At 61.3% G+C, this 26,632-nt stretch carries 26 protein-coding genes; 8 read left to right on the plus strand and 18 right to left on the minus strand.

Going from position 1 to position 26,632, the window contains the following annotated elements:
* The first annotated feature begins 246 nt into the window (after positions 1 to 246).
* On the plus strand, positions 247 to 618 hold the full coding sequence (locus Q4Q11_RS20325) for a hypothetical protein (RefSeq protein ID WP_498570629.1): 372 nt from the start codon (positions 247 to 249) through the stop codon (positions 616 to 618).
* A gap of 232 nt (positions 619 to 850) precedes the next feature.
* Here the strand turns inward: Q4Q11_RS20325 and Q4Q11_RS20330 are convergent, their stop codons facing one another.
* The 9 genes from Q4Q11_RS20330 to Q4Q11_RS20370 form a co-directional block, all read right to left on the minus strand.
* Entirely contained in the window at positions 851 to 1,123 is a 273-nt protein-coding gene (locus tag Q4Q11_RS20330) for a hypothetical protein (protein WP_112511337.1), read from the minus strand.
* A 108-nt stretch (positions 1,124 to 1,231) separates the two neighbouring features.
* Positions 1,232 to 1,387 (minus strand): hypothetical protein, encoded by a 156-nt coding sequence (locus Q4Q11_RS20335; RefSeq protein ID WP_162735581.1) that lies wholly within the window; start codon positions 1,385 to 1,387, stop codon positions 1,232 to 1,234.
* A 126-nt stretch (positions 1,388 to 1,513) separates the two neighbouring features.
* Positions 1,514 to 2,146, minus strand: a complete 633-nt coding sequence (locus tag Q4Q11_RS20340; RefSeq protein WP_498570619.1) for an outer membrane protein — start codon at positions 2,144 to 2,146, stop codon at positions 1,514 to 1,516.
* A 384-nt stretch (positions 2,147 to 2,530) separates the two neighbouring features.
* Positions 2,531 to 3,595, minus strand: coding sequence for an ABC transporter ATP-binding protein (locus Q4Q11_RS20345; RefSeq protein ID WP_498570620.1), 1,065 nt, complete (start codon positions 3,593 to 3,595; stop codon positions 2,531 to 2,533).
* Complete coding sequence (locus Q4Q11_RS20350; RefSeq protein ID WP_113222934.1) at positions 3,592 to 4,521, minus strand: PfkB family carbohydrate kinase; 930 nt, start codon at positions 4,519 to 4,521, stop codon at positions 3,592 to 3,594. Before Q4Q11_RS20350 ends, Q4Q11_RS20345 begins: the two co-directional genes overlap by 4 nt.
* Positions 4,522 to 5,544, minus strand: coding sequence for an SIS domain-containing protein (locus Q4Q11_RS20355; RefSeq protein WP_113222935.1), 1,023 nt, complete (start codon positions 5,542 to 5,544; stop codon positions 4,522 to 4,524).
* Entirely contained in the window at positions 5,541 to 6,386 is an 846-nt protein-coding gene (locus Q4Q11_RS20360; protein WP_113222936.1) for a carbohydrate ABC transporter permease, read from the minus strand. Before Q4Q11_RS20360 ends, Q4Q11_RS20355 begins: the two co-directional genes overlap by 4 nt.
* Positions 6,386 to 7,270 (minus strand): carbohydrate ABC transporter permease, encoded by an 885-nt coding sequence (locus Q4Q11_RS20365; RefSeq protein ID WP_113222937.1) that lies wholly within the window; start codon positions 7,268 to 7,270, stop codon positions 6,386 to 6,388. The genes Q4Q11_RS20360 and Q4Q11_RS20365 overlap by 1 nt, the downstream gene beginning before the upstream one ends.
* 74 nt (positions 7,271 to 7,344) lie before the next feature.
* On the minus strand, positions 7,345 to 8,583 hold the full coding sequence (locus tag Q4Q11_RS20370; protein WP_113222938.1) for an extracellular solute-binding protein: 1,239 nt from the start codon (positions 8,581 to 8,583) through the stop codon (positions 7,345 to 7,347).
* A gap of 228 nt (positions 8,584 to 8,811) precedes the next feature.
* Between Q4Q11_RS20370 and Q4Q11_RS20375 the strand changes: the two genes are divergently transcribed.
* The gene (locus Q4Q11_RS20375; RefSeq protein ID WP_498570621.1) at positions 8,812 to 10,014 is read left to right on the plus strand and encodes an ROK family transcriptional regulator; all 1,203 of its coding nucleotides are present in this window, start codon (positions 8,812 to 8,814) and stop codon (positions 10,012 to 10,014) included.
* 3 nt (positions 10,015 to 10,017) lie between these two features.
* On the opposite strand, the gene Q4Q11_RS20380 is transcribed toward Q4Q11_RS20375, so the two are convergent.
* The gene (locus tag Q4Q11_RS20380; protein WP_498570622.1) at positions 10,018 to 10,353 is read right to left on the minus strand and encodes a DUF6665 family protein; all 336 of its coding nucleotides are present in this window, start codon (positions 10,351 to 10,353) and stop codon (positions 10,018 to 10,020) included.
* Between the two features lie 253 nt (positions 10,354 to 10,606).
* On the opposite strand from Q4Q11_RS20380, the gene Q4Q11_RS20385 reads away from it, so the two are divergent.
* The gene (locus tag Q4Q11_RS20385) at positions 10,607 to 11,140 is read left to right on the plus strand and encodes a methylated-DNA--[protein]-cysteine S-methyltransferase (RefSeq protein ID WP_113222941.1); all 534 of its coding nucleotides are present in this window, start codon (positions 10,607 to 10,609) and stop codon (positions 11,138 to 11,140) included.
* A 169-nt stretch (positions 11,141 to 11,309) separates the two neighbouring features.
* Here the strand turns inward: Q4Q11_RS20385 and Q4Q11_RS20390 are convergent, their stop codons facing one another.
* The 5 genes from Q4Q11_RS20390 to Q4Q11_RS20410 form a co-directional block, all read right to left on the minus strand.
* Positions 11,310 to 13,313, minus strand: a complete 2,004-nt coding sequence (locus tag Q4Q11_RS20390; RefSeq protein ID WP_498570623.1) for an aldo/keto reductase — start codon at positions 13,311 to 13,313, stop codon at positions 11,310 to 11,312.
* A 51-nt stretch (positions 13,314 to 13,364) separates the two neighbouring features.
* Positions 13,365 to 14,453 (minus strand): sn-glycerol-3-phosphate ABC transporter ATP-binding protein UgpC, encoded by a 1,089-nt coding sequence (locus Q4Q11_RS20395; RefSeq protein WP_113222943.1) that lies wholly within the window; start codon positions 14,451 to 14,453, stop codon positions 13,365 to 13,367.
* A gap of 15 nt (positions 14,454 to 14,468) precedes the next feature.
* Positions 14,469 to 15,305, minus strand: coding sequence for a carbohydrate ABC transporter permease (locus Q4Q11_RS20400; RefSeq protein WP_498570624.1), 837 nt, complete (start codon positions 15,303 to 15,305; stop codon positions 14,469 to 14,471).
* Positions 15,302 to 16,162, minus strand: coding sequence for a carbohydrate ABC transporter permease (locus Q4Q11_RS20405; RefSeq protein WP_112511371.1), 861 nt, complete (start codon positions 16,160 to 16,162; stop codon positions 15,302 to 15,304). The genes Q4Q11_RS20400 and Q4Q11_RS20405 overlap by 4 nt, the downstream gene beginning before the upstream one ends.
* A 225-nt stretch (positions 16,163 to 16,387) precedes the next feature.
* On the minus strand, positions 16,388 to 17,662 hold the full coding sequence (locus tag Q4Q11_RS20410; protein WP_112511373.1) for an ABC transporter substrate-binding protein: 1,275 nt from the start codon (positions 17,660 to 17,662) through the stop codon (positions 16,388 to 16,390).
* A gap of 86 nt (positions 17,663 to 17,748) precedes the next feature.
* Between Q4Q11_RS20410 and Q4Q11_RS20415 the strand changes: the two genes are divergently transcribed.
* Complete coding sequence (locus tag Q4Q11_RS20415) at positions 17,749 to 18,702, plus strand: helix-turn-helix domain-containing protein (protein WP_498570630.1); 954 nt, start codon at positions 17,749 to 17,751, stop codon at positions 18,700 to 18,702.
* Between the two features lie 60 nt (positions 18,703 to 18,762).
* Positions 18,763 to 19,533: a TIM barrel protein gene (locus Q4Q11_RS20420; protein WP_498570625.1), complete on the plus strand. Its 771-nt coding sequence runs from the start codon at positions 18,763 to 18,765 to the stop codon at positions 19,531 to 19,533.
* A gap of 99 nt (positions 19,534 to 19,632) precedes the next feature.
* Here the strand turns inward: Q4Q11_RS20420 and copD are convergent, their stop codons facing one another.
* Complete coding sequence (copD, locus tag Q4Q11_RS20425) at positions 19,633 to 20,517, minus strand: copper homeostasis membrane protein CopD (RefSeq protein ID WP_113222946.1); 885 nt, start codon at positions 20,515 to 20,517, stop codon at positions 19,633 to 19,635.
* Between the two features lie 375 nt (positions 20,518 to 20,892).
* Between copD and Q4Q11_RS20430 the strand changes: the two genes are divergently transcribed.
* Positions 20,893 to 21,666: a metallophosphoesterase gene (locus tag Q4Q11_RS20430; RefSeq protein ID WP_498570626.1), complete on the plus strand. Its 774-nt coding sequence runs from the start codon at positions 20,893 to 20,895 to the stop codon at positions 21,664 to 21,666.
* Between the two features lie 7 nt (positions 21,667 to 21,673).
* Here the strand turns inward: Q4Q11_RS20430 and Q4Q11_RS20435 are convergent, their stop codons facing one another.
* Positions 21,674 to 23,155: an NAD-dependent succinate-semialdehyde dehydrogenase gene (locus Q4Q11_RS20435; protein ID WP_113337089.1), complete on the minus strand. Its 1,482-nt coding sequence runs from the start codon at positions 23,153 to 23,155 to the stop codon at positions 21,674 to 21,676.
* A 71-nt stretch (positions 23,156 to 23,226) separates the two neighbouring features.
* Positions 23,227 to 24,498 carry a 4-aminobutyrate--2-oxoglutarate transaminase gene (locus Q4Q11_RS20440; RefSeq protein ID WP_113222948.1) on the minus strand — a complete coding sequence of 424 codons (1,272 nt, stop codon included), beginning with the start codon at positions 24,496 to 24,498 and terminating at the stop codon, positions 23,227 to 23,229.
* Between the two features lie 192 nt (positions 24,499 to 24,690).
* Between Q4Q11_RS20440 and Q4Q11_RS20445 the strand changes: the two genes are divergently transcribed.
* On the plus strand, positions 24,691 to 25,518 hold the full coding sequence (locus tag Q4Q11_RS20445) for a MerR family transcriptional regulator (protein ID WP_498570627.1): 828 nt from the start codon (positions 24,691 to 24,693) through the stop codon (positions 25,516 to 25,518).
* Between the two features lie 97 nt (positions 25,519 to 25,615).
* A complete protein-coding gene (locus tag Q4Q11_RS20450; RefSeq protein ID WP_498570628.1) occupies positions 25,616 to 26,242 on the plus strand; it encodes a ribonuclease D in 627 nt (208 codons plus the stop codon).
* Positions 26,243 to 26,632 lie beyond the last annotated feature (390 nt).

Consider the following 26,632-nt stretch of genomic DNA (forward strand, 5'->3'; position numbering starts at 1 on the left):
TGGAGCAGCCCGGTAGCTCGTCAGGCTCATAACCTGAAGGCCGCAGGTTCAAATCCTGCCCCCGCAACCAATCCTTCTCTCCCATCTTGCCAAAGCTTGGACCTACCCTATCACTCGCGCCAAGTCTTCAGCTTCAATCGCGATGCCCGATAACGCAATGCGCAATGCTGCGGTAATCCGGCGGACGTACCTCTGTCTGCGATCTCTCTTCAATCGCAAAGGACATGCCTGATGTCTGCCATTCCCATGAAGCGGCTCCCTGTCGGAGTTGCCATGCTCTCAATCCTGACGATGCTGTCGGCCTGCGCCTCACAGATCATGAAGAGCTATATCGGCGCGCCGATCAACAGCGTGATGCTTGACTACGGTCCGCCAGATAATGTCTATGAACTGCGTCCGGGTGAGCGTGCCTATCAATGGCGCAAGCGGAAGACCCAGGTGGTGCCCGGCCAATCCAGCGGCGAAATCAAGGAGACGCGCCGCGGCACGCGCTATGACGTTACCGAGATGCCGGGCTATGTCGAGCACACGGAATGCTTCTACACCTTCTATGCCCGGAGTTCCGGCTCTGATTGGTATGTGATCAGTTTCCGCCAGCCTTCGCTCGAATGCGAGTAAATCCCTCGATTCATAAGGCTTAGGATATTCCTTCGCTTCGACTACACGCCGAAGCAGAGCGGCATGCTGCCATTGTCCGCTTATTGGATGCCGTCCTGAAGCGGGGCCGAGGACGGTGTTTCGGCCGATAAAAGGGGCAGGCAGCGTCCTTTTGCCGGATCTGGCTTCCAGCTTGAGGTTCTTTGATCGGCAAATTTGATCTGTAAAACTGTCCCGGCCAAAGCCCGGGACATCAATCCCGTTCCGCTTGATCGAACTCACCCCATCGCCAGCGCCATGGGGCATCGCTTTTCCACCAGACCACGAAAATCAGCAGCGCAGTCGGGACGCCGATCGCCGCCGCGCAAGCGGCCGGGTGGCTGTTCGCATAAGACGTAATGAGGGAAATGGCCGCGGCCAGCACGAGCGCGTAGATCGCGATTGCAGCCCAACCCTGCCAGCTGCAAGGCAGCCCGGCTCCATAGCCATAGGTCTTCACGCGGAACCAAGGTGTTTTGCTCGTCATCTGCTCGCATCCTCATCCGATCGGTCCGGTTTCTTGGCAGCATTGTCCTATGACTTTGGATCGGCGACAAGGCCGAAACCGGATGTTCGGGGCTCCATGCCGAGGCCGTTATGACGAGGGCTGGAAGCGCGTAACGCCGGCATCATCGAACAGGTTCTGTGCGCCGGCCCTGGCGGATGCGATCATGACATCCGCAATTCCCGGCATGACCAGCGCCGAGGCGATCCATGTTATCGCGACAAGGCCGTCCCAGCACCAGATCACATGCCTTCATTTCACGGTTGAGAGCGGCGAGAGGACTGACTCGGGGTTTGATCGGTCGCGCCTCGCCGCTCTCGATCAGGCGTGTCTTGGCTTGAAAGATACGCCCGACCTCTGCAAAGGCACGGATCAGAAGCGGTAGTTCAGACCGGCTTTGATGACGTGATCGCGCAGATCGGTCTTCGATTTGCCGCTCGATATCGTCGTGGTGACGTCATTGGTCATGACGTAGTTGTATTCGATCTTGGCCGACAGCCCGCCGCCGAAGCCCTGTTCGACGCCGCCGCCGACGAGATAGCCCTGTTTCCAGCCATTGGGGCCGGAAACGCCCTTGCCGCCGTCGAACTTCGTCATCGTCAGACCCGCCGTTCCGTAGACGAGCGTACGGTCGAAAGTGAGGCCAGCCTTGGCCTTGGCGGCGCCACGGAAGCGTTCTTCCAGCTTGCCGTTCGGCACGCGCACCTCGTTGTTTCCGAGGTAGGAGCCTTCCAGTTCGGCGCCGATAATGCCAGGCCCCACCTGGAAATTGTAGCCGGCTTGCACGCCGCCGGTCAGACCCTTGCCGCTGGCAAAAGGGTTGAACTTTGGCGAGGCGATACCGCCATGAGCACCGAAATAGGCGCCACTCCATTGAAAGGCTGGCGGCCGGTCGTAGGCGGTGGCATCCGGGGCCTGATAGGTCGTAAGATCGGCGGCGGAAGCATTGGTCGCGGCCGTCATGGCCAGAGCCGCGAACAGAATAGATTTTGCGCTGAGCGACATTGCTAAACTCCATACGAAACCCATGCGCCCTCCCTGGGCGCTCGCAAGGTCTCTGTTTACGTTGGAGAACCGGGCGTCGGTTCCTGCTGCTCTCCGCGCGCCGTCCATCTTGGGAGGTGGACCGGCTTCAGGAGATGGAGTTCATTTTGCCGATGAGAATTGCCGGTACATTGCAGGATTTGAAAACATTGAAAAATTGTTGAGTATTTTTATGGGATTGAATGGAATTTTTTAACTATTTTTTAAGTAGATGTCGCTGCCTGCCAGAGGCCGCCTTCCTGGAAGTCAGGCGAAATCACGCAGATCAGCATGGCATGCGCCAAGCTGCTCCTTCCGAGGTTCCGAGGCGCTACTTTCAAAGATCCTGGCCCAAGCTCGAAAGGCCTATTCGCAGCGCCGGCCCGTCGCGCGATCGAAGAGATGCAGCGCGCCGGCGTCGAAGCCGAGCCTGAACGTCTGCCGCTCGGCAATAGCAGTGCGCGGCGGCAGGCAGGCCATCAGCCGCTGCGAGCCTGCCTGTGCCGTCACGATCAGCTCGGGGCCCGTGAGTTCAGCGACTTCGCAGATGGCCTCGAGCTTGCCGTTTTCCTCAAGACGCAGGGTTTCCGGCCGTATGCCGATGACCAGTTCCTGATCCCGTTTGATCTCGGTTTTCGTCGCTGGCATCGGCAACGTAATCGAGGTGCCGTCGATACGAAGCGAATCCTGATCGGCGGTCGCATTCAGGAGATTCATCGGCGGAGCACCGACGAAGGTCGCGACGTAAAGCGTTGCAGGATGATTGTAGATATCGTCCGGCGTTCCGAGCTGCTCGATACGGCCGTCGCGCATCACGGCGATGCGGGTTGCGAGCGTCATCGCCTCGATCTGGTCGTGCGTCACGTAGACGACAGTGGTCTTCAGCATCTGGTGTAGACGCTTCAGCTCGGTGCGCATCTCCATGCGCAGCTTGGCGTCGAGGTTGGAGAGCGGCTCGTCGAAGAGGAAGACTTCCGGTTTTCGCACTAGGGCACGGCCGATCGCCACGCGCTGGCGCTGACCGCCGGAAAGCTGGCTCGGCTTGCGTTCCAGCAACGGTTCGATCTGCAGAAGCTTCGCCGCCTCGCGCACCGCCCTGTCACGCTCGGCGGCGGGCACCTTGCGCATCTCCAGGCCGAAGCCGATGTTGCGATGAACCGAGAGGTTCGGATAGAGCGCATAGGACTGGAACACCATGGCGATGTCGCGGTCCTTCGGATGCACGCCGAGCACGGAGCGATCGCCGATGCGGATATCCCCGCTCGTCGCTTCGGCAAGCCCGGCGATGATATTCAGAAGCGTGGACTTGCCGCAGCCCGACGAGCCGAGCAGCACCAGGAACTCGCCGCTTTCGAGCGAAATATCGATGCCTTTCAGCGTCTCCACTTCGCCGTAGCTCTTGCGGATGTTCTGGATGTCGAGCGCGCTCATTGAACGGCCTCCTCGGATGCGTTGGCCGGGCCGTAGCTGCGCGGCAGAGTGGAAATGGCGCGTGAAGCGACCGCGGTCCCCGCCGAAAGGCAGGCCGCAGGCGGCTTGCCGCGGGCAAGGGCGGCCAGGAAGCCGGCATTGAAGACATCGCCGGCGCCGATCGTATCGACGACGGTGACGCGCGGCGCTGCGGCCGAGACGAGATTGCCGTCGGCATCGATAGCGATCGCGCCGTCTGGGCCGCGTTTCACGACGAAGATCGCGCCTTCCGGCATCAGCGCGTAAAGCGCGCGCGCCGCCTCGATCGGATCGTCCATGCCGGCAAGCGTCGTGGTCTCGACCTCGTTCATCAGCGCCACGCCGCAGCGGGAAAGCCAGCGCCGCGTGGTGTCGCAATTCTCCTCGGTCCAGCCGTCGAGCGGCCAGCCGGTGTCGAGCGCGATGGTGATTCCATGCTTGTCAGCCCAGCCGAACAGGGCGTCGTAGTCGCGGGCGAGATCTTCGGTGAGAAATGCGCCGCAGAGCAGCGCATAACCGCCGGCAAGCCTGTCGCCATCGAGAACCGCCAGCACGTCGTCGAGATTGAACCTTGGTAGGTGGCCGCGTGTCGTGAAGAAGGTGCGCTCGCCGTCGGGATGGGTGATGCCGACCGAAAGCGTGGTGCCTTCCGGTCTGACCGGCCATTTGCTGCTGCGCGCGCCGAACGCTTCGCTGAGCCAGCGTCCGAACTGGTCGCTGCCGACATTGGCCGAAATCTCGTAATCGACGCCGAGGCCCTCCCAGGCGAGTGCGCTGTTGCCCGCCTGGCCGCCGACGCGCAGCTCGTCATGGTCGACGATGATCTCGGTGCCGGCTTTCGGCCATGGCGTCGCCGGCCCCAGGATCAGGTCGATATTGACGTTGCCGATGACTGCAAGCGGCTTCATTCATTCGCTCCGCGTAATCTTGGTCGAGCGTACCGGCGTGCCGGCATTCTCCACCCGCTCGTCGGCAAAAGCGATCATCAGCGACTGGGCGACGGGCAGCATCTGGAAGATGGCGGCCAGCCCCGTTTCCGGCTTGAAACGCAGCGTCGCGCAGCCGGGTACGGGCTCTTCCCCTGAGCCGTCGAAGACGATCACGGGCGCACCCGTTTCGACGGCAGAAGTGGCCATGGCCGTCACGAGGTTCGCCGTCGCATCGTTGCCGCGGAAGAGCACGACGCCGATCGAGGGGCCGAGCATTTCCATCGGACCGTGACGCAGCTGGCCGCCCTCGAGCGAGAAGCAGGGACGGCGGGAGAGTTCGGTGAGACCGAGCGCCAGCGCCTCGGCAATGCCCTGCAGGCGGCGACCCGAGGTGACGACGGTCGCAACATTCGCAAGAGCCGAAAGCGCCAGCTTGATATCGAGCGTTTCGGGTGCACGAAGCACGGCGAGCGCACGCGCTGGCTCTTGCCCGAGAGCGGCGAAGATCGCCAGATGCAGCGCAAAGGTGACGGTGAGGCTGCGGGTTGCCGCAAAGGCAAGCTCTGTACCGCCGGCGCCAACGAGCGAAGGAGCGGTTCTGGCGAGGAAGGAGCCGCCCTCCAGCGTCAGGCCGAAGGTCTCGGCAGTGCCGCCTGTTTCGCTGAACCAGCGCACGACCTCGGCGCTTTCGCCGGATTGCGAGGTCATGAAGATCGTGCGGCCCTCCAGCGACAGCGGCTGGCCGAGTTGTTCGGAGAGTGGCAGCGCGATCGCATCGATGCCGGCTGCGCGATAGAGCGGCTCGACGGCGCGGTTGACGGCGTGGGAGCCGCCCATACCGAGCAGGAGCAGCTTGCCAGTGCGCTTCAGCGACGCGGCAGCCCTGGCGGCCATATCGGTTGCGGCTTCGAAAGAGGCGAGTGCATCACTATGCTGGCGGGCCATTTCACGGCCGATGGCGGCAAGGCCTGCGGGGCTTGTTTTCTCTTTGGTCATGGTCATCCCTTAACGCCGCCGTTGGTCAGGCCCGAGATCAGGGCACGTTGCATGACAAGGCCGATCAGAACCGGGGGCAGGGCGGCCAGCACGCCGGCAGTCGCGATCAGTCCGTAATCCGAGACACGGCCGCCGGCGAGATCCGCTATGGCGACGGTGAGGGTCTTGGCGCGCTGGTCTGAGGTAAAGAGCAGCGCATAGAAGAATTCATCCCAGGCAAGCAGGAAGGCGAAGAGCGCCGAGGTCGCCATCACAGGCATGGCAAGCGGCAGCGTGATGATCTTCAAGGTCTGGAACAGCCCGGCGCCGTCAATCATCGCCGCAGCCTCGATTTCCTTCGGAATGGAATCGAAGCCTGATTTCATTAGCCAGGTCGTGAATGGCGCCAGGATCGTCAGATAGACGAGCGCCAGGCCGAAGACATTGTTCAGCATGCCGAGATGGGCAAGACCCATGTAGAGCGGCACGGCAAGTGCGACCGGCGGCAGCATGTAGGTGGCGATGACCATGGAGAGCGACCAGCCCACGGATGGTGTGCGCGACACGGCCCAGCCGGCGGGGATGGCGAGCGCGATGGCGGCGATGGTCGCCATGCCTGCCACTTCGATGCTGTTGCGCAGTGACGAGGTGAAGGCGGCACCCTCGCTGTTTTCCAGCGTCGACAGCAGCACCTTGTAGCGCGAGAAGTCTGCTGTCTGCGGCCACCAGCGCAGCGGTTTGGCGGCAAGATCGGCAGCCGGCGAAATGCTCATGATGAAGAGCCAGGCTATCGGCGCCAGGATGACGACGGCGAGCAGGATGGCGCAGATATAGACGAAGCAGGTGAAGAGCGGGCTTTGGCGTTCCATCAGGCGGCACTCCCTGCGGTTTTGCGGACAAGAGCGGCATAGGCGGCGGCAAGCACCGTGACCAGCAGCGTGACGATGAGGGCAAGCGATGCTCCTGACCCCGCCCGCTGGAAGGAGAATGCCTCCTGGTAGACCAGGATCGATAGAGTGCGCGTGCTGTTTGCCGGGCCGCCGCGCGTCATGACCCAGATGATGTCGAAGACCTTGAAGGCTTCTATGGTACGTAGCACCAGCGCCACCATCAACGGTCCCACAAGATAAGGAAGGATGACGAAGCGGAAACGTTTGAAAGGTCCGGCGCCATCGACCAGCGATGCGGCGGTGATATCGCGCGGCACGGCCTGCAGGGCGGCGAGCGCAATCAGCGCCACCAGCGGGAAATTCTTCCAGCAGTCGGCAACGATGAGCGCCGTCAGCGCCGTGCCCGGCTCGCCGAGCCAGGAGCGATAGGCGTCGATGAGGCCGAGCTGCGTAAGGGCAGCGTTCAGCGCGCCATATTCGGGATTGTAGATCAGCCGCCAGAGCGTCGCGTTGACGACGGTCGGCAGCGCCCAGGGCAGGATCATCAGCGCGCGCAGCACACCGCGGCCCTTGAAATTCTGATTGAGCAGCAGGGCGGCCAGCACGCCGAGCACCATTTCGGCGGCGACGGAGACGATTGCGAACCAGGCTGTCGTGATCAAAGTGCGCTGAAAATTGGAATTCGCCAGCATCTTCGCGTAATTGTCGATGCCGACGAAATTGCCGCCGGTTCCGACAAGCTTCGCATTGGTGAAAGAAAGGCCGACCGTATCCACGAGAGGCCAGCCGATGACTGCAATCATCACCACAAGCAGCGGCAGCATCAAAGCCCAAGCGCGAGTTGTCATGGAGGTGCCGGACATGGCTGGCCCCTTCTTTCATTCTTCATGGAGGATCAAGAGAGGCGGGCGGTGACTGGCACCGCCCGGCAAGAGTATCAGAGACCGCTATTGTCGGCAGCTGACTTCAGCGCATCTTCCGGGGAAGACTGGCCGAGCAGCGATTCCTGGATTGCCTGCTGAAGCGCTGTCGACAGTTCCTGATATTTCGGCGTCGTGGGACGCGGATACATGGCGGCGAGGCCGACCTTTGCGGCCGCGATCAGCTCTTCCTGGCCCTTGGTGACGGCCGGATCGCTATAGGACGATGCCCAGATCGGCAGGCTGAGCTTGGCATACTGGTTCTGCGTCGCCTGTGAGGTCATGAAGGAAATGTACTTCCAGGCTTCGTCCGGGTGCTTGCTGGCCGTGGTGATGCCGAGGCCCATCGAGCCGTTGACGGCTGAAGCCTCGCTCTTGCCGGCTACGCCCGGTGCCGGCACGACGCCGACCTTACCCGCGACCTTACTGTCCTTGGGGTCATTCGCCATGTTGTACATGTAGGTCCAGTTCAGCGCGAAGGCGGCATCGCCGTTTTCGAAGACCTTGCGGACGTCCTCTTCGAGGAATTCCTTGGAGTTCGGGTTGGTAAGGCCGGACTTGTAGCTGGTGACCATGTATTTCAGCGCGTCGAGGCCGCCGCCCGTCTGGAAGTCAGGCTTGCCGTCCTTGATGAAGTCGCCCTTATAGGCGCTGACGAGCGTGGCATAGTCGCAGATCGCAGCTTCGGCCTGCGACCAGCTCCAGGCGATCGGGGTGGCGAGAAGGCCCTTGTCCTTGATGGTCTTCGCCTGTTCGTTCAGGTCGTCCCAGGTCTTGGGCGGCGTCTTGATGCCGGCCTTTTCCAGGATTTCCTTGTTGTAGAACAGATACTTGGTGTCGAGGATCCACGGCATGCCGTAATACTTGCCGTCATACTGGACCGTCGTCCAGGCGCCCGGCAGGACATTCTTCTTCGTGTCGTCGGAGATGCGCGAGGATACGTCGACCAGAACCTTGTTGGTTGCATATTCGGCAGGCCAGATCACGTCGAAAAGCACGACGTCGTAGCCGCCGCCGGACCCTTGAGCGAGCACGGTCTTATCGTGCAGGCCTTCATAAGGGACGAATTCGAGATTGACCTTGATATCCGGATTGGCCTTGGAGAAGGCATCCGTCATGGCGCGCACATCGGCTTCGCTATAGGCAGCCTGCGCCATGAAGAGTGCATTGATCGTAGTTTCGGCAAAGGCGTGCGAGGCGAAGGAAACGCCGATCAGCGCTGCGCCGAGCAATGTCTTGTTCAATGATTTCAACATTCCATCCTCCGGTTTTTGACAGTCACGCGATTTTTCCGACGGCGGCTGACGTCGCCATCGGTTGTCGGGCAGGCAATTGGCCGAGCCGGCTGCCGAACGTCTATCGGCGCCTCCTGGAGCTGTAAGGCTCGCTTAAGTTCCCTGACGAAACTCTGTGGTTTCTTTTAAGTCAATTGTCTTGACTAATTTCTTCTTCAATATTCTATTGCTGTCAAGAGGCAAAAACAGATGAACGATATTCGCCCGATCAGGGCTACGAGCGGAACGAACCACGAAGGCACCAGCGCCCATAACCGGCGGGTGATCATCGACGCCCTTCGGTTGAACGGTGCGCTCTCCCGCGCCGATCTTGCACGCGCCACCCGCCTGACGAAGCAGACGGTCTCTAACATCGTGGAGGAGCTGGAACACGACGGGTTGGTGACCTCAAGGGAAATGGTGCGACGCGGTCGCGGTCAACCCTCGACCCCCTATGGTCTCGTGCCGGAGGGCGCCTTTGCCATCGGCCTGCAGATCGATCGTCACATCACCCGCGCCATCGCTGTCAATCTCGTTGGCAATGTTCTCATCCGCAAGGAAGCGAACCTGCCGGCCGGCGGACCAGCGACAGGCACACCTGTCGTCCTGAAGCTGATAGAAGACGTGCGTGCCGAGCTCCGGCAGCGCGTGGCGCAGGCGGAGAAACGCCTCGTCGGCCTCGGCGCGGCGATGCCGGGTCCCTTCGGTATCGAGCAGGATGATGCCGACAATCCCTGGATGATGGGTGCCTGGCAGCGCTTTCCCTTGCTCGAAACCCTATCGGCCGGCACCGGCCTCAATGTCAGCCTGCAGAACGACGCGGCTGCCTGCGCGACCGCCGAGCGCATGGTCGGAGCGGCGCACGGGCTCGATCACGCCGTCTGCCTCTATGTCGGTTACGGTATCGGCGCCGGGCTCATTCTCGGCGGCGAGCTCTATAGCGGTGCCCATGGCAATGCCGGCGAAATCGGCATGGCTTTGTTGACGGCAGGCGGGCAGCAGACCCAGCTCGAGCATCGTGCGTCCCTTGCTTCCCTTTACGATCACCTTGGCGTCGATCCGATGGCGCCGGATATCTACTCTATGATCAACGACCGCGCCGCTGCCGCCGACCCCGATATCCTCAGCTGGATCGAAAGGGCGGCGATCGATCTGCGCTGGAGCGTCCAGCTCATCGAAACCATCTTCGATCCGCAAACGGTGATTCTATGCGGCGGCGCGCCGGCTGCGCTGGCAACGCGGCTGATTGCCGCCATGCAGCCGCTCCTGCCCTCCAATGCCGATCGTCCCGGCCGCTCGCTGCCGCGCCTGCAGCTCGGCATGACCGATCCTTGGGCCGTGGCGCGCGGTGCCGCGGCCGAGCCCATCGGCCATGCCTTCGATCCGCGCTTTCAGGCAATCTTGAAATCCTAAAGCTCAGGGGTGGCGTGGGCTGGCGCCGAGGCGCGCAAGCACCTTGTTGGGAATGCCATAGCGCTGGATCACGTCGCGGCCGTTGCGCAGGCCGCAGATCTCGCGATGAATGAACATGGCCCAGACGGCTTCAGCCGCGGCATCCACCAGCCGCTCGTGCTCGACGCCTTCCTTGCCTTTGGCTTCGCCTTCCTGCAACGCGGCAAGAGCCGCCTCGACCTTCATGCCATGATGGCCAAGCGTGCTGGCGCGTTCTGACATGACCTCATATTGGAGGATGCCGAGGCCGGTTTCCCTGGTTTGCGATGGATCGAAGTTGCGCGGCGGGCGAACTGTCATATCGGGCTCCGCATGCTGGATGATCTGGCTTCCTTAGTTTTACACAATCTCCGTCCATTTCCCAAGCGTGACCATGCCGCTGGTGTCAGCATGAGCCTGCCCGCATAAATCCGGAAATACCGGGATTTCGCTGCCCGCCGCCCGTTTTCGGGTGGCTGCATACTCTCATTTGGGGTCCAATACCGACATCAGCGCTTCATCAGAGGCAATCTCGCCCGATGCCATGAGCGCAATTCAAAGAAAGGAAATCGGCATGACCAAAACTCCGAAAAATGCAGAGAAGCACTATGTCTATCGGATCATGAACTCGCCCGTCGGCGACTTGAAACTCGTCGGCGGCGATGATGGCCTTGCCGCGATCCTTTGGGATAACGACCGGCCTGGCCGTGTGCCGCTGGTGATCGTAGCCGAAGACGACAGCCATCCCGTGCTCCTGGAAGCCGAACGGCAATTGCGCGAATATTTCGCCGGCGAACGACAGGCTTTCGATCTGCCGCTCGACTTTGCCGGAACGGAGTTCCAGCAGAAGGTCTGGCAGGCTCTGCTCGCCATTCCCTTCGGCGAAACGCGCAGCTATCGCCAGATCGCAACGGAAATCGGTGCGGAAAAAGCGATTAGGGCCGTCGGCGCCGCCAATGGCCGCAATCCGATCTCGATCGTCGCACCCTGCCACCGCGTGGTTGGATCGGCTGGCGATCTCAGGGGATTTGCCGGCGGTCTCGAGCGCAAGGCCTATCTGCTGCGGCTCGAAGGAGCGGACACGAAGACATTCGATTTCGCCGCCTGATCTCTCATGCTCTTGATACTGTAAACCCCTTCTCCCCGAGGGGAAAAGAGGCAACAACGATCTCTTCTCATGTGAAAGCAGCCCATCCGGTTTCCCGGATGGGCTGCTTTCATTTCTCGCATTTAGACTCAGCAGCCGACCGTGAACCCCGCCAGCCGACTGTCCTATCTTAGCCCTCGAGCCACTTCACCTGTTCTCGCGTCAGCTTGATGTCGAGCGCCGAGAGGCTGTCTTCCAGCTCGGCGACCGTACGCGGGCCGATCAGCGGGATCACCGGGAAAGGCTGGGCGACGACATAGGCAAGTGCGATATGGATCGGGCTGCGGCCGAGTTTCTGCGCCAATTCGATCGCCCTGTCGCGGCGGCCGAAATTGCGGTCGGAATACCAGACGCGAACCAATTCCTCGTCGTCGCGCTTGTCGCGGCCGGCGCGGTCGGTAAAGAAGCCGCGGCCCTGGCTCGACCAGGCGAAGTTCGGGATCTGCTTGGCATTGAGCCAGGTCTTCCAATCGTCGTCGGAGGCGGCGACGCAGCCGGCCCAAATCGGATCGAGCATTTCCGCCAGCGAGAAGTTGTTGGAAAGGGCAGCCGGTGCCGCCTTGCCGTTCTTCTCAGCATAGGCGATCGCTTCGTCGAAGCGGGCACGCGTCCAGTTCGAGCCGCCGAAGATGCCGCGGATGCGGCCAGCCTTCACCTCGGCATCCATGGCATCGACGAACTCGCCGACCGGAACGTCGGTGTTGTCGCGGTGCATGAAGTAGATGTCGACATAGTCGGTCTTCAGACGATTGAGGGACTGGTCGAGTTGCTTGGCGATCACGTCCGGGTAGCAAAGCGGCGAATGCGCGCCTTTGCCGATCAGCACGATCTCTTCGCGCGGCACGTTGCGGCTGGTATGCCAGTCGCCGAAGATGCTCTCCGTCTTGCCGCCGCCATAGACATAGGCCGTGTCGAAGGCATTGCCGCCGGCTTCATAGAAAGCGTCGAGCGTCAGCGAGGCGGCTGCGAAATTCGGGAAGAATTCGAAGCCGAGCGTGACGAGCGATGCCGGCTTGGAGATGCCGGGAATGCTGCGCTTCGGGATGCTGTTGCCCTTGGCAACGGTCGCGCCGGCGATGTTCTTTGTCCGCTTCGATGCCTTCTCGACACCATATTCAAGGCCGATCGAAGCGCGCCATTGGTCGAGCACCTTGAGGTTGCCGATCGAATCGGCCCAGCTGATGCCGGGATAGGCGAATTCCTTTTGTCCGGCGCGGATGGCATCGCCGGCAGCGTCGACTTCGAAGGAATAGAGCCAGCGGTCCTCCTTGACCTCGATCGTCTGGGTCTCGCTGCCCTTGATAACGTCGATCTTGCCGACGCCGCCCTTGTGGCCGGAGGCGAACCAGAAGTCCTTGACTTCGATACGGCCGTCCGAGCCGATGATGCGCAGCGTGTTGTCCTGGTTCGCCATGATCGAGCAGGACACTTCGGCAATGATGTCGTTCGGGAACTTCAGGACGGCGGAAGCCCATTCGTCGACGCCGGTCTGGCCGAGATGGCCGACACCCGATACCTTGTCGGGATCGAGGAACGGCTTGCCCTCGACCGCACCGGCGATCAAACGGGCCATCGAAACGGGATAGCCGCCGACATCGAGAATGCCGCCGCCCGCCATGTCATTGGCAAACAGCCGGTGTTCCGGATTTACCTTGCCCATGTTGAATCCGAAGGAGGTGCGGATGATGCGCAGGTCACCGATTGCACCACTCTTGACGAGTTCGATCAGTTTCGCCGTCTGCGGATGGACGCGGTACATGAAGGCCTCGCCGGCAAAGACGCCCGCCTTCCTGGCTTCGTAGTAGATGGCCTCCGCATCGAAAGCGGAAAGGGCGATCGGTTTTTCGACGAGCACATGCTTGCCGGCGCGGATCGCCTTGATCGCCCATTCGGCGTGGCCGGTATGCGGCGTGGCGATGTAGACGGCGTCGATGTCCTTGTCGGCGAGCAGGGCCTCATAGCCGTTGACGATGCGCGCGCCGGGGAAACCGTCGCCGAGACCTGGCTTTTCCGGATTGCGGCTGGCGATCGCCACCAGCTTGCCGCTGCGGGAATGGGCGATCCCATCGGCAAAAGTCTGTGCGATCCTGCCGGGGCCGATGATGCCCCAGCGGATTGAAGTCTCGGTAGTCATGGAACGATCCTTTCCTAAATCTGCATGCTGTCTTGGGAGAATAGGCCGTGCCTATCGCAATCGGCTGCCGGTGCTGTCGAACAGGAATGTCTTGGCCGCCGATAGTGCTACGGTGAGCTTGTCGCTATTGCCCGTATTGCGGGATTCCTCGCGCTCGATGACGATCTGCTCGCCGCCTTCGATGTTGGCGTAGATGTAGCTGGTATTGCCGAGATGCTCGGCGACATCGACGTGGACGGTCATGTCCACATCGCCGCGTCCGGCCTCGAGGAAGTGTTCCGGACGGACGCCGAGCGTCACTTGCTGGCCGATCTCGAGCTTGGCGGAAGTGATCGGCAAGGTCAGGCGGACATCGCGCTGGCCCTTGAGCACGACGGCGATGCGGCCGGGCTGGTTGTCAGTCACCTCGGCCTGCAGGAAATTCATTTTCGGCGAGCCGACGAAACCGGCGACGAACTGGTTGGCCGGATCGTCATAGAGATCGAGCGGCGCTCCCACCTGTTCGATGTTGCCGCTGCGCAGCACGACGATCTTGTCGGCGAGCGTCATGGCCTCGGTCTGGTCGTGCGTGACGTAGATCATCGTCGTGCCGAGCTTCTTGTGGAGCCGCGAGATTTCGACGCGCATCTGCACGCGCAGCTCGGCGTCGAGGTTGGAGAGCGGCTCGTCGAACAGGAAGATCTGCGGCTCGCGCACGATGGCGCGGCCGATCGCGACGCGCTGGCGCTGGCCGCCGGAGAGCTGCTTCGGCCGGCGCTGCATGAGCTCGGTGATCTGCAGGATCTCGGCTGCCTGCTTCACGCGGCGGTCGGTGTCGGCCTTGGGGTTGCCGTTCATACGGAGGCCGAAATTGAGGTTCTGCTCGACGGTCAGATGCGGGTAGAGGGCGTAGGATTGGAAGACCATGGCGATGCCGCGATCGGCCGGTTCCATGTCGTTGACCACGCGGCCGCCAATCTTCAGTTCTCCGCCGGTGATGTCTTCCAGGCCGGCGATCATGCGCAGCAGCGTGGACTTGCCGCATCCGGATGGTCCGACGAAGACGACGAATTCGCCGTCCTTCACCTCGAGATTGGCGCCGTGGATGATTTCCAGCGAACCGTAGCGTTTGACGATATTGGTAAGGGACAGTTCAGCCATACGGGTCTCCCGGAATTATTTGATTGCGCCGGCGGCAATGCCGGCGATGAAGTGGCGCTGCAGGAGAACGAAGACGATGAGGATCGGCGCCGTCAGCATCACGGCGCCGGCCATGATGCCGCCCCAGGATACCCTGGTGAGGCCGATCAGCGTCCCGAGCGCGACGGGCGCGGTCATCATCCCCGGCCGGGAATTGATGAGCAGCGGCCAGAGATAGTTGTTCCAGGAATGCAGGAACAGGATGATGGCGAGCGCGGCCATGGTCGGCCTTGCGAGCGGCAGGGCGATACGCAGGAAGATCTGCCATTCCTTGACGCCCTCGACGCGGGCGGCGTCGAAGAGTTCGCTCGGCATCATCGAGAAGGCTTGGCGCATGAAGAGCACGCCCAGCGAGTTGAAGAGCGGCGGTACGATGAGGGCGACCCATGAATTCGCCAGCCCGAAATCGCGCGCCACCATGATGAATTGCGGAATGACGACGACGGAATAGGGCAGCGTGATCGTGCCGAGGATGATGCCGATGACGCCCGAGCGGCCGGTGAACTGGTAACGCACCAGAGCCCATCCGGCCATCGAGGTCAGCAGCACCGACAGGAAAGTGTAGACGACGGCAACGACGATGGAGATGGTCATGGCGCCGATGAAGTTGGTGTCGGCCTGCAGGTTGCGGACATTGTCCATGAAGCCTGTCGACGGTGTCAGGATGATGCCGGGGCTGAAGATGCCGTAATCGGGCATGGTCGAGAAGACGAACATCATCCAGAGCGGAAACAGCCAGATGATGGCGAGCGGCGTCAGCAGGCCGTGCAAGGCGAGCGAGCGGATGAGAGTGGATTTGGACTTCGATTTCATTTCGGTTCGCGCCCCACCCAGAGATTGAGGAGAGAGATGGCTACCGCAAGCGCCGCCATCGTATAGGCGACGGCCGAGGCATAGCCGAAGTTGGTCGACTGGAAGGCCTGGCGATAGAGCAGGAGGCCGAGCGTCTCGGTCCCGCCGCCTGGGCCGCCCCTGTTGGTGATCAGATATGGTTCGGTGAAGAGCTGCATGGTGCCGATGACGGACAGGACCACGCAGAACAGAATGATCGGCTTCAACAGCGGCAGGGTGATATGGATGAACTGCTGGAAGCGGCTGACGCGGTCGAGCGTCGCAGCCTCGTAGACATCCTCGGGGATCGATTGCAGCCCGGAAAGGATGATGATGGCGTTGTAACCCGCCCAGCGCCAGGTGACGGCGATGATGATGAGCACCATTGCGGCATGCGATTCGGCGAACCATGACACCGGCGCGAAGCCGACCGTGCCGAGCAGCTTGTTGACGATGCCGAAATCGACGTTGAACATCAGGCGGAAGACGGCGGCGTAGGCCACCTCTCCGACGACGACGGGTGCGAAGAAGGCAAAGCGGAAAATGCCGCGGGCCTTCAGCAGCGGTGAATTCAGCAGCACTGCCATGACGGTGGCGAGCGTGATCATCACAGGCACCTGGACGATCAGGATAATCAGCGTGTTTTGAAGCGCGTTGTAGAAGGCCGGATCGCCGAACAGTCGCCCCCAATTGAGCGACAGATTGAAGGTCCACGGATTAACCCGGGTGTTCTGGAACGAAATCAGGAACGAATCGATGATCGGCCAGACCCAGAAAGCGGCGAACACCAGAAGATAGGGTGCAAGGAACGCATAGGCGCTCCGGTTTCGCAACCGCATGAAAGCCTTCTCCTTTATGCGCAGGGAAATGACGCGTGACATCGCATCCCCGCCGCCCCTAGAACGTGATGCCGAAAAGTGTAGGCAGTTTTCGGACGGCGTCACGCTCTACTTTTTTGATTCTAGAGCGAATTCAGATTTTAGGTCGAACAGACCTGAAACCGTCCGGCTCTAGGGCGGCGGGGATGCCGGACGCGGCTTGGGAGGCACGCCCGGCAATGTCACTCATTTCGCGAGCGGCAGACCCGTTGCCGAGGCGATCTGCTGGGCCGCATCGTCGAGCGCGGCCTTGCCGTTCGGATAGCCGCCGGCCAGGTATTTCGTCTGGACGGCCTTTATGACCTCGTCGGCATCGCTGAAATATTGGGTGCCAGGGCTCGGACGGATTTTCGGCAGGGTGGCGAGGATATCGGCCCAGACCTTTTGCCCGCCCCAATAAGGCTGCGGCTGGTTGACAAAGGGATCTTGGACCGCCGTCAGCAGAGACGGCACGAGCCCGAAGGATTTCAGCATGGTCACCTGGCCCTCATTGGTGCCAAGCGTGTATTCGAGGAATTTCCAGGCGGCCTCCTTGTGCTTGGAGCCGCTGGCGATCGCAAGCGACGAGCCTCCGAGATTGGCCGCATGCGGACCGTCGGCCGTCATGCTCGGCATCGGATAGACACCCCATTTGCCGGCGAGATCCGGCGAAGTGGATCGGACGGTACCTTCGTACCAGCCGCCATAGAGCTGCGACGCTACCTTGCTGGCGGTGTTCGCCTGAATTTTCTCATTCCAGTTCGCCGCGCTCATCAGGCCGGCGTCCTTGATCTCCTTCACCTTGTCCAGGGCTTTGACGCAGCCGGGCTGGTTGACGGTGATGCTCTGGCTGTCATTCGAGAAATAGCCGCAGCCCTGTTCGTTGGCGAGCATGCGGAACCATTCGGTATCGCCGTTGAGATCGGCTTGCGTCATGATCACGCCCGGATTGGCGGCGGAGATCTTCTTGCCGGCGGCAATGAAATCGTCCCAGGTCTTGATCGTTGCCGGATCGACGCCGGCCTTTTGATACATGTCGCGGCGGTAGAACATGGTGACCGGACCGGAATCCCACGGCATTGCATAGGCTGCATCGCCGACTTCAAGCTCGGCGCGCTTGAAATCCGGGAACTGCTTCTTCAGTTCATCCTTGTAGCCGAGCTTCGTCAGGTCGGTCAGGCAGTCCGGAAAGCGGTTCCAGAAGATCGAAGCCTTGTGGTTTTCGATCGACATGATATCCGGCAGGCCGTCGCCGCCGGCAGCGCAAGCGGCCAGCATCTTGTCGAAGACCTGCGGGTTGCCGATGTCTTGAACCTCGACCTTGATGTCGGGATATTTTTTGTTGAACCCCTCGACCGTGGATTTCAGCGCCGATGCGGCGATGTTCCAGCTCCAGACAGTAATGGTGGTCTGTTCCGCAAAGGCGGAACCGGAGGCGAGTAGAGCCGCAAGGGCCGTCGCTCCAGCAAGTTTTAAACGCATTGAAAATCCTCCCTTTTCAATTGCCGTCCTCAAGAGAACACGCTTAAACTAGCTTGCGATAAGCTTCTGTCTCCTAAAAAAGGAACATCGACTTGGCGAAAAGTAAGGTGGGTCAACAGGCGGTCTATCAGCCGGGCGCAAGCAGCGTCGAAGGGCTCCCGACGATCCTGCAGATGTTCCACAATCATCCATTGCCGATGGCGAGGCCGCACTGGCACGCGCAGGTGGAAGTGAACTACATCATACGGGGGACCGTGCATTACCGCATAGGCGATCACGAGCTTACTTTGAGAGCCGGCGAGATCTGCCTTTTTTGGGGCGGTCAGCCGCATCTGCTGGATGAACTATCCGAGGATTCGATCTACGCCGGCGCGCATCTGCCGCTCGTGCATTTCTTCCGCCTGCGGCTACCGCTCGATATTTCCGGCCGCCTCATTCGCGGGCAAACCTTGATAAGCTCCGCGACCGATGCCGCCGACGACGAGAATTTTGCCCGGTGGCACCGTTATGTCATGTCCAACGACAGCGCGAAGGCCGAACATGCCGTCGCCGAACTTCTCCTGCGTTTGGAGCGCATCGCTTTCGAGCCCTATCGCATGCTGCCGGAGAAGCAGGGAAACCCGGCAAACGAGCAGGCCCATCCGCAATCCTCGCGCAGCCTGGCGCGAATGTGCGATTTCATCGCCGAAAACTTTCTGCACGACATCGATACGGTCGATATCGCCAAGGCGGCGCATCTCCATCCGAAATACGCCATGAACCTCTTCAAGAAATCGACAGGCATGACGCTGGCTAAATATGTGAACCTGCTGCGTCTTTCGCGTGCGCAGGCGATGCTGATGCGCGACGGCGCCAATGTGCTGCAGGTCGCCATGGACAGCGGCTTCGGCTCGATCAGCGCCTTCAACAAATCCTTCCGTCACATCGCCGGCATGACGCCTTCCGACTTCCGTCGCGACATGCGCGTTCTCTCGGCGATGAATGTAGAAGCCATCAAGCCTTCGATGCCGCGGGCGTCCCAGCAATATCATCGTTCGTGAGGCTTGCAGTGATGCGCGATCTCGCGCATCACTCCTGACAGGCTGGGGGAGGAGAATCGTATGCGGCAGTTCTCGGCTTGTATCGAGTGGTTGTTCGCGCGTAACGGCGATGTTTTTGCCGACCGCATCCGCCTGGCGCATCAGGCAGGTTTGAGCGCGGTCGAATTCTGGCGCTGGACCGACAAGGATCTTGACGCGATCGTCGCCGCAGTCGCCGAGACAGGCATCGCGGTCTCCGGCCTGGTGGCGGAGCCGATGATCGCGCTGACGAATCCGGCAAACAGAGAGGCTTGGCTGCAGGGCCTGCGCGAATCCGTCGCCGTCGCGCAGCGCCTCGGCGCGGCAGTTCTCATTGTCCAGGCCGGTGACGATCTGTCGGGATTTTCGCGTGCCGAACAGCGGGCGTCTCTCATTGCCGCGCTCACGGCCGGGGCCGGCATTCTTGAAGGATCCGGCGTTCGGCTCGGCCTCGAGCCGTTGAACACGACGATCGATCATCCCGGCTATTATCTGTCTTCGACGATGGAGGGCCTCGACATCGTCGACGAGATCGGCCGCCCGGAAATCGGCATCGTTTACGATCTCTATCATTCGGCCGTCATGGGTGAGGATACGCGTGAGGTTATCGGCGATCGCATCGACCGGATCGTGCACCTCCATGTTGCCGATCATCCCGGCCGCAGCGATCCCGGCACGGGCCAAATCGATCTGGCGGAACGGCTGGATTGGCTGTTTGCCCAAGGCTATCGCGGCAGGATCGGCCTGGAATACAGGCCGGCGACCAGCGATGCCAAGTCCGTTCGCGCGATGGTGAAATCGCTTGGCGGCTAGAGCACTTCCAGGAAAAGTGCATAGCGGTTTTCCGTCCGGAATGCGTTGGGAAATAAGAAGATAGAGCGTTTTCGCGATTCGAAGAAAAGCGGAAACGCTCTAGACCGGTTCCAGCAGGCCGAAGATGGCGACCAGCCCGATGACGGCAAGGCCGATGACGATCTCGGCAATGCTTCCAAGCCGGAGCTCCTGCAGCGCGCGATCGGGGTTGCGGCCGATCCGGGGTACGAAGACATAGCGATTGACGATCGCCAGAAATACCATGCCGGCGACCAGCCCGATCTTTGTCGCAAGCAGCATTTGGTAGGGTGAGGACCAGTCCGTTGGCAGGCGTTTCAAGATCAGCAAGGTATTGACGATACCGGAGAGAATGACGAGTGCGACGGCGATGTGCCCGGCATTGGAGAAACGGCGCAGCGCCACCAGTGCCTCCGCCCGGCATTCGGGCCGGCCGAGAAGCCGCAGAATAGCGATCAATGGCACCAGCGCCCCGAGCCAGGCGCCGCCGGCCAGCACATGCAGGACGTCGTTGGCCCGATGCGCCTGCCGCAGTGAGCCTTCCAGCATCGAAGCATGTCCGTTCAATGACAGGAAGGCGAGGCCAAGACCGGCACCCAAGGCCAGCCCCTGGCGGCGCAGGCTCTCGGGCAGCAGGAAGGCGCCTGCCATCATCACCGCTGCGAATGCCTGCGCTTGCCAGGCAAAGCCTATCGTGGTCGCGAAAAGCACGTCGCGGACCATGCTGGCATCGAGCGCATCGCTCCATCCGCTGCCGATATTTGCCGTCGTTGCAGGCAGTGCCGCCAGGACCGTTACAACCGCGATCGCGGCGATCACGGAAAAAGCCTTTGCGAACATGCGCCAGCCGATATCGGCGAGTGTTTTCGGCACGAGGAGGGAGAGATAGGCGCAGGCACCCCACAGAAGCATCAGGGATGCATCGTGAAAAAAGCGGCAGAGTTCGAGCGCTGTCGTCGGATCCATCAGGACTTCACGGTAAGTTTACAGGCGCCATGGGCTATGTTCCAGTTTAGTACGGTGTCGATCTCGCCGGCAATCGTCAGCCATCGTGCCCGGACTGCAGGGCCTCCCGCGTTTCCGGGGCCGGATAGGACAAATTTCTCGCGCTGGGTTGGGAGCGCGATAGGATTGCGGATACGCACTGTCAACTTTCTCCATGCATAAAGGCGCCATTCGGGACGCTTTGCCGCAAGGCAGGCCGGTGCCGCAAGCTTGGGCCTATTGCCACAACCGTCATCAGAGACGATTTCCGCCGTCTTGGCAAAGAATCGTCGCTTTTGAGTCCTTTTTGCAGACACAGTTGAGGCGTTCCGGGGGGTGCGCTTGAAAGGCAGTTTCATGGCGACATCTATGATCCGCGAAAAAATGGCCAATGGCTTCGGCCACCGCCGGCGTCGCGAATGGCTCGAGGATCTCGACGTGCCGACCTACGTCATCGGTGATGTCCATGGCCGTTATGATCTTCTAAGTGCGCTGGAACGCAGGATCGTTGCCGATGCTGCCGGTCTGCCGGGCCGAAAGCTCATTATCATGCTGGGAGATTTCATCGATCGCGGCCCCGCCTCGGCGCAGGTTGTCGGCCGCCTCATGGCTCCGCCGCCGAAAGATTTCGACCGCATCTGCCTGACCGGCAATCACGAGATGGCAATGCTTTCCTATATCGACGGTGAGATATCGCTGGATGATTGGGCCGCTCTTGGCGGCGACGCCACGCTTGCCTCCTATGGTGTGGATATCCCAAAGCTGAAAGAGCAATATCCGAAGCAGAAGAAGCTCGATACCTTCATCCGAACCTGGCTGCCCGACGACCACGTCAATTTCCTGCGCCGGCTGCCGATTATGCTGGATACGCCGAAGGCATTGTTCGTGCATGCCGGCATCGATCCGAATCGGCCGATCTCCGAGCAGGAGGATGACGATCTCGTCTTCATCCGCTCGCGCTTTTATGACAGTGCTCAGCCGCTGCCGAAGCTGATCGTCCACGGCCATACACCCGTCCGGCAGGCCGAAGTCGATGGTCTAAGGCTCAATCTGGACACCGGCGCTTTTCGCTCGGGCCGTTTGAGCGCGGCCCGGCTGTGGCAGGGCCGCGTTCACATCACCTCAACTTGATAGTCGGCTATAGATTGCCGATGCAGAGATACTTCATCTCCAGATAGTCGTCGGCGCCATGGCGCGAGCCTTCGCGGCCGAGACCGGATTGCTTGATGCCGCCGAACGGCGCGGTTTCCGACGACATCAGACCGGTATTGATGCCGACCATACCGTATTCCAGCGCTTCCGCCACGCGCCAGACCTTCTTCAGATCACCGGCGAAGAAATACGCGGCAAGGCCGAACTCCGTGTCGTTTGCCTGGGCGATGACATCCTCGACGGTATCGAAGCGGAAGAGTGGCGCAACCGGGCCGAAGGTTTCTTCACGCGCGACCTTCATGCTCCGGTCGACGCCGGTCAGGATGGTCGGTGCGAAGAAGGTGCCGGCACCCTCGATGCGCTTGCCGCCCGCCACGACACGGGCACCCTTCGAAACGGCATCCCGCACGTGGTCCTCAGCCTTTGCGACACCCTGCTCGTCGATCAGCGGCCCGACCGATACCCCCGGCTTGAAGCCGTCACCGACGGAAAGTTCGCCTACCTTCGCGGCGAGCTTGGCGGCAAAGGCGTCATAGACATTGGATTGCACATAGATGCGGTTGGCGCAGACGCAGGTCTGGCCGGCATTGCGATACTTCGAAGCCATGGCACCTTCGACGGCGGCGTCGAGATCGGCATCGTCGAAGACGATGAAGGGCGCGTTGCCGCCGAGCTCGAGGCTCACCTTTTTGATCTGATCGGCGCACTGACGCATTAGGATGCGGCCGACTTCGGTCGAGCCGGTGAAGCTGATCTTGCGCACTTTCGGATTGCCGCAAAGCTCGCGGCCGATGGCCGGGCCGTCGATGCCGACGATGATGTTGAGCACGCCTGGGGGAATGCCCGCCTCTTCGGCAAGCACGGCAAGGGCGATCGCCGTCAGCGGCGTCTGCTCGGCAGGCTTGGAGACGACGGTGCAGCCGACCGCGAGAGCCGGGGCGATCTTGCGGGCGATCATGGCAGCCGGGAAGTTCCAGGGCGTGATCGTGCCGACGACGCCCACCGGCTGCTTGATGACGACCATGCGCTTGTCGTTGGATGGCGCGGGGATGGTCTCGCCGTAGATGCGCTTGGCCTCCTCCGCATACCATTCGACATAGGAGGCGGCGTAGAGGATCTCGCCCCTGGCTTCCGGCAGCGGCTTGCCCATTTCGGCGGTCAGGATCGCCGCCAGCTCGTCGGCGTTGGCGATCATGAGATCGAACCATTTGCGTAAGATTGCTGCCCGCTCCTTGGCCGGGCGGGCGGCCCAGGCAACCTGGGCGACATAGGCGGCATCGATCGCAGCCGCCGTCTCTGCAGCCCCCATATCCGGCAGCGAGGCGAGCACTTCGCCGGTGGCGGGATTGATGACATCGAACGTCTTCGTCGCCTCGCCCGCCGTCCACGCGCCGTCGATATAGCCGGCGGCGCGCAGGAGGCGCGAGGAGAAGGGAACATGCTTGGTCATTGCCGTTGTAAAGGACATGCTATGCACTCCGACAGGTTTTACCCGGCAGGCCGCACGGGGGAATAAGGGGAAATACGGGGATATGACGGCTATCGAGAGGCGCTGGCCTCCAGCAGCGATGCTTCGAGAATATCGAGCGCTTCGCTGAACACGCCGTCCTGAATGGTGATCGGCGACAGGAAACGGATCACGTTGCCGTAGACGCCGCAGGTCAGAAGGATCAGGCCCCTGTCGAGCGCGATCAGCCGAACCTTGTTGGCGAAGTCCGCACTCGGCAGCTTCGTCGCCGCATCGTTGAATTCCACGGCATTCATGAAGCCGGGGCCGCGGATATCGGCGATTTCAGGCACCTTGTCGCGCAGCGATTCCAGCCGCTGTTTCAGGCGGGAACCAAGCTGGTTGGCGCGGTCGCACAGACCCTCCTCGGCGATGACGTCGAGCACGGCATGGGCTGCGGCTATCCCGAGGGGATTGCCGCCATAGGTGCCGCCGAGGCCGCCGGGAGCGGGGGCGTCCATGATCTCGGCGCGGCCGGTGACGGCGGCGAGCGGGAAGCCGCCGGCAAGGCTCTTCGCCATGGTGACAAGATCGGCCGCCACTTCATGGTGATCCATCGCAAACATCTTGCCGGTGCGCGCAAAGCCGGTCTGCACCTCATCCGCGATCAGGAGAATGCCATGCTGGTCGCAGATCTCGCGCAGCGCCTTCATGAAAGCCGCAGGCGCGGGATAGAATCCGCCTTCGCCCTGCACGGGTTCGAGAATGATGGCAGCGACGCGCTGCGGATCGACATCGGCGGCAAAGAGCTTCTTCAGCGTTGCCAGCGATTGCTCGACGCTGATGCCGTGCAGCGGCACCGGGAAAGGCGCATGGAAGACATCGCCGGGCATGGGGCCGAAGCCGATCTTGTAGGGTGCCACCTTGCCGGTCAGCGCCATGCCCATGAAGGTGCGACCGTGGAAGCCGCCGCCGAAGGCGATGATGGCGGAGCGTCCAGTGGCGGCGCGGGCGATCTTGACGGCATTTTCGACCGCTTCGGCACCCGTGGTCACGAAGATCGTCTTCTTGGCGAAATCGCCAGGGACGATGGCATTCAGCCGTTCGGCAAGGCGCACATAGCTCTCATAGGGCACCACCTGATGGCAGGTATGAGTGAAGCGATCGAGCTGCTCCTTGACGGCGGCAATCACGCGCGGATGGCGGTGACCGGTGTTCACCACGGCGATGCCGGAGGCAAAATCGATATAGCGATGCCCCTCCTTGTCCCAGATCTCGGCGTTTTCGGCGCGATCGGCGTAGATCTGCGTCGTCATGCCGACGCCGCGGGAAATGGCGGCGTTCTTCCGCTCGGTCAAGGTCATTGCAGTCGCTCCCAGAAAGCAGTTTCGAATTATCTTGCAGAAGTTCTGTAACTTATTTACAAAACTCCTACATTTTTCCTGTAAGATTTCAAGCGGGATTTTGTGCGGGTGACAAGAATGGGCGGAATGGATCACGCAAAGGCCTGATCCGTGCTAAACGGGTCAAAAGACTAAAGATCAGGAATTTGGCAAATGAACATCGAGCCGGAGCGCTACCCAGTGCGCTACAAGGTAGCGGAGGCGGCCCGTCTGGCGGGCGTATCGGCGTCTACACTGCGCCTATGGGAAAGCCAGGGACTGGTCGTGCCTGGTCGCTCCGAGACCGGACACCGGCAGTATAGCGCTGAGGATGTGGCGCGGCTGAAACGCATTTCCTGGTTCCGAGCCGAACGCGGCCTCAATCCCGCAGCGATTCGCGAGGCGCTCGAAATGGAAGAGGGAAACGCTGCCGGTCTGGAGAATGGCGAGCAATCGGCATCTTCGGATATCGGCCGCAGGCTTCGGTCGCTGCGTCATGCCGTCGGCAAGACACTGGAGCAGGTTGCGGCCGACATGGGCATGACGTCCTCGACGCTCTCAACCCTCGAAAGGACGTCGCAGGGCGTCAGCTTCAAGACCCTGCACGATCTCGCGGATTATTACGGCACGACGGTTTCGCGCCTGTCGGGCGAGGAGCGCGAGGACGTTCCCGCGCTCATCCGATCCGGCGAATGGCGTGCCTGGCCGGCGACGACGCCGGGGGTCACGGTGCAATTGCTGGCCGAAGGCAGGACGATGATGGATTGCCATCGCTTCGTCCTTGCGCCCGGTGCTGCAAGCGAAGGCGCTTATCGCCATGAGGGAGAAGAGTTCATTCATGTCCTGGCCGGGCGCCTTGAGCTGGTGCTGGACAGCGACCAGTTCTTCGATCTCGTGCCTGGCGATTCGCTTTATTTCGAGAGCCGCCGCTACCATTCCTGGCGCAACCGCCACGATGGCGAGACCATATTGCTCTGGATCAACACGCCGCCGACATTTTGAGCAGTGCCCGCACGGTTATCCGGTATCGTTATTGCCCCGTCTGTTCTATAGAACGGACGAAAAGCGAATTCAGAAAGACAGAGCCGGGAGAATTTTCATGGCTGCCACCATCCGTTATCACGAAGGCGATATTTCCGCCGAAGATGCCGCCCGCTACGCCGGCGCCATAGCCATCGATACCGAAACCCTCGGCCTCATTCCGCGCCGCGACCGGCTTTGCGTCGTGCAGCTTTCGCCGGGTGACGGCACGGCCGATGTCATCCGCATCGCCGCCGGCCAGAAGCAGGCGCCCAATCTCGTCGCCATGCTTGCCGATCCGGCGCGCCAGAAGATCTTTCACTATGGCCGCTTCGACATCGCCGTTCTGTTCCACACCTTCGGCGTTACCGCTACTCCGGTCTTCTGTACCAAGATCGCCTCGCGCCTCTGCCGTACCTACACCGACCGCCACGGCCTGAAGGACAATCTCAAGGAGATGCTGGACGTGGATATTTCCAAGGCGCAGCAGTCGTCCGATTGGGCGGCGCAAACGCTGTCGCCGGCGCAGCTCGAATATGCCGCGTCCGACGTGCTCTATCTCCATGCGCTGCGTGAAAAGCTGACCGAGCGCCTCCTGCGCGATGGCCGCATGGATTATGCGGATGATTGCTTCGCCTTTCTGCCCACGCGCGCCAAGCTCGATCTTCTCGGCTGGGAAGAGGCAGATATTTTCGCGCACAGCTGATTGCTTCGCTAATCGTGCAAATTCAGGGCCGGTGCCGCGGAAGCGGCATCGGCTTTTTTGTTTAGCGATCTGTTAAGGACTAGACTGTTATTTTGCGGATGATTTCCAGTTCTATGCGTTCGCGCCTCGCCACTTCGGCCATCCGGCGCTAGAGCAATTCCAGGAAAATTGCGCAGCGGTTTTCCGTCAGGAATTGCATGAAAGCAAGGAGATAGAGCGATTCAGAGCCTGAATCGCTCTGGGAAATCCACAGGCCGCATGAGCGGACCTTGATAGAACCTGCCTCCCGCTTCCATCGTCGCCTTGCCAGACAAAGGAGGTGGCATGAAAGGGGCCCCCTCCACCGATAGAACGGATCACTGAAATGCAGGTGATGATCGAGGGACAGTC

The sequence above is a fragment of the Rhizobium sp. UFLA01-1127 genome, from assembly GCF_059803845.1.

Excerpts from the sequence above, each read along its gene's own strand:
- Q4Q11_RS20325 (WP_498570629.1), top strand. The coding sequence starts at position 247 with ATGAAGCGGCTCCCTGTCGGAGTTGCCATGCTCTCAATCCTGACGATG.
- Q4Q11_RS20330 (WP_112511337.1), bottom strand. The coding sequence starts at position 1,123 with ATGACGAGCAAAACACCTTGGTTCCGCGTGAAGACCTATGGCTATGGA.
- Q4Q11_RS20340 (WP_498570619.1), bottom strand. The coding sequence starts at position 2,146 with ATGTCGCTCAGCGCAAAATCTATTCTGTTCGCGGCTCTGGCCATGACG.
- Q4Q11_RS20345 (WP_498570620.1), bottom strand. The coding sequence starts at position 3,595 with ATGAGCGCGCTCGACATCCAGAACATCCGCAAGAGCTACGGCGAAGTG.
- Q4Q11_RS20350 (WP_113222934.1), bottom strand. The coding sequence starts at position 4,521 with ATGAAGCCGCTTGCAGTCATCGGCAACGTCAATATCGACCTGATCCTG.
- Q4Q11_RS20355 (WP_113222935.1), bottom strand. The coding sequence starts at position 5,544 with ATGACCATGACCAAAGAGAAAACAAGCCCCGCAGGCCTTGCCGCCATC.
- Q4Q11_RS20360 (WP_113222936.1), bottom strand. The coding sequence starts at position 6,386 with ATGGAACGCCAAAGCCCGCTCTTCACCTGCTTCGTCTATATCTGCGCC.
- Q4Q11_RS20365 (WP_113222937.1), bottom strand. The coding sequence starts at position 7,270 with ATGTCCGGCACCTCCATGACAACTCGCGCTTGGGCTTTGATGCTGCCG.
- Q4Q11_RS20370 (WP_113222938.1), bottom strand. The coding sequence starts at position 8,583 with ATGTTGAAATCATTGAACAAGACATTGCTCGGCGCAGCGCTGATCGGC.
- Q4Q11_RS20375 (WP_498570621.1), top strand. The coding sequence starts at position 8,812 with ATGAACGATATTCGCCCGATCAGGGCTACGAGCGGAACGAACCACGAA.
- Q4Q11_RS20380 (WP_498570622.1), bottom strand. The coding sequence starts at position 10,353 with ATGACAGTTCGCCCGCCGCGCAACTTCGATCCATCGCAAACCAGGGAA.
- Q4Q11_RS20385 (WP_113222941.1), top strand. The coding sequence starts at position 10,607 with ATGACCAAAACTCCGAAAAATGCAGAGAAGCACTATGTCTATCGGATC.
- Q4Q11_RS20390 (WP_498570623.1), bottom strand. The coding sequence starts at position 13,313 with ATGACTACCGAGACTTCAATCCGCTGGGGCATCATCGGCCCCGGCAGG.
- Q4Q11_RS20395 (WP_113222943.1), bottom strand. The coding sequence starts at position 14,453 with ATGGCTGAACTGTCCCTTACCAATATCGTCAAACGCTACGGTTCGCTG.
- Q4Q11_RS20400 (WP_498570624.1), bottom strand. The coding sequence starts at position 15,305 with ATGAAATCGAAGTCCAAATCCACTCTCATCCGCTCGCTCGCCTTGCAC.
- Q4Q11_RS20405 (WP_112511371.1), bottom strand. The coding sequence starts at position 16,162 with ATGCGGTTGCGAAACCGGAGCGCCTATGCGTTCCTTGCACCCTATCTT.
- Q4Q11_RS20410 (WP_112511373.1), bottom strand. The coding sequence starts at position 17,662 with ATGCGTTTAAAACTTGCTGGAGCGACGGCCCTTGCGGCTCTACTCGCC.
- Q4Q11_RS20420 (WP_498570625.1), top strand. The coding sequence starts at position 18,763 with ATGCGGCAGTTCTCGGCTTGTATCGAGTGGTTGTTCGCGCGTAACGGC.
- copD (WP_113222946.1), bottom strand. The coding sequence starts at position 20,517 with ATGGATCCGACGACAGCGCTCGAACTCTGCCGCTTTTTTCACGATGCA.
- Q4Q11_RS20430 (WP_498570626.1), top strand. The coding sequence starts at position 20,893 with ATGGCGACATCTATGATCCGCGAAAAAATGGCCAATGGCTTCGGCCAC.
- Q4Q11_RS20435 (WP_113337089.1), bottom strand. The coding sequence starts at position 23,155 with ATGTCCTTTACAACGGCAATGACCAAGCATGTTCCCTTCTCCTCGCGC.
- Q4Q11_RS20440 (WP_113222948.1), bottom strand. The coding sequence starts at position 24,498 with ATGACCTTGACCGAGCGGAAGAACGCCGCCATTTCCCGCGGCGTCGGC.
- Q4Q11_RS20445 (WP_498570627.1), top strand. The coding sequence starts at position 24,691 with ATGAACATCGAGCCGGAGCGCTACCCAGTGCGCTACAAGGTAGCGGAG.
- Q4Q11_RS20450 (WP_498570628.1), top strand. The coding sequence starts at position 25,616 with ATGGCTGCCACCATCCGTTATCACGAAGGCGATATTTCCGCCGAAGAT.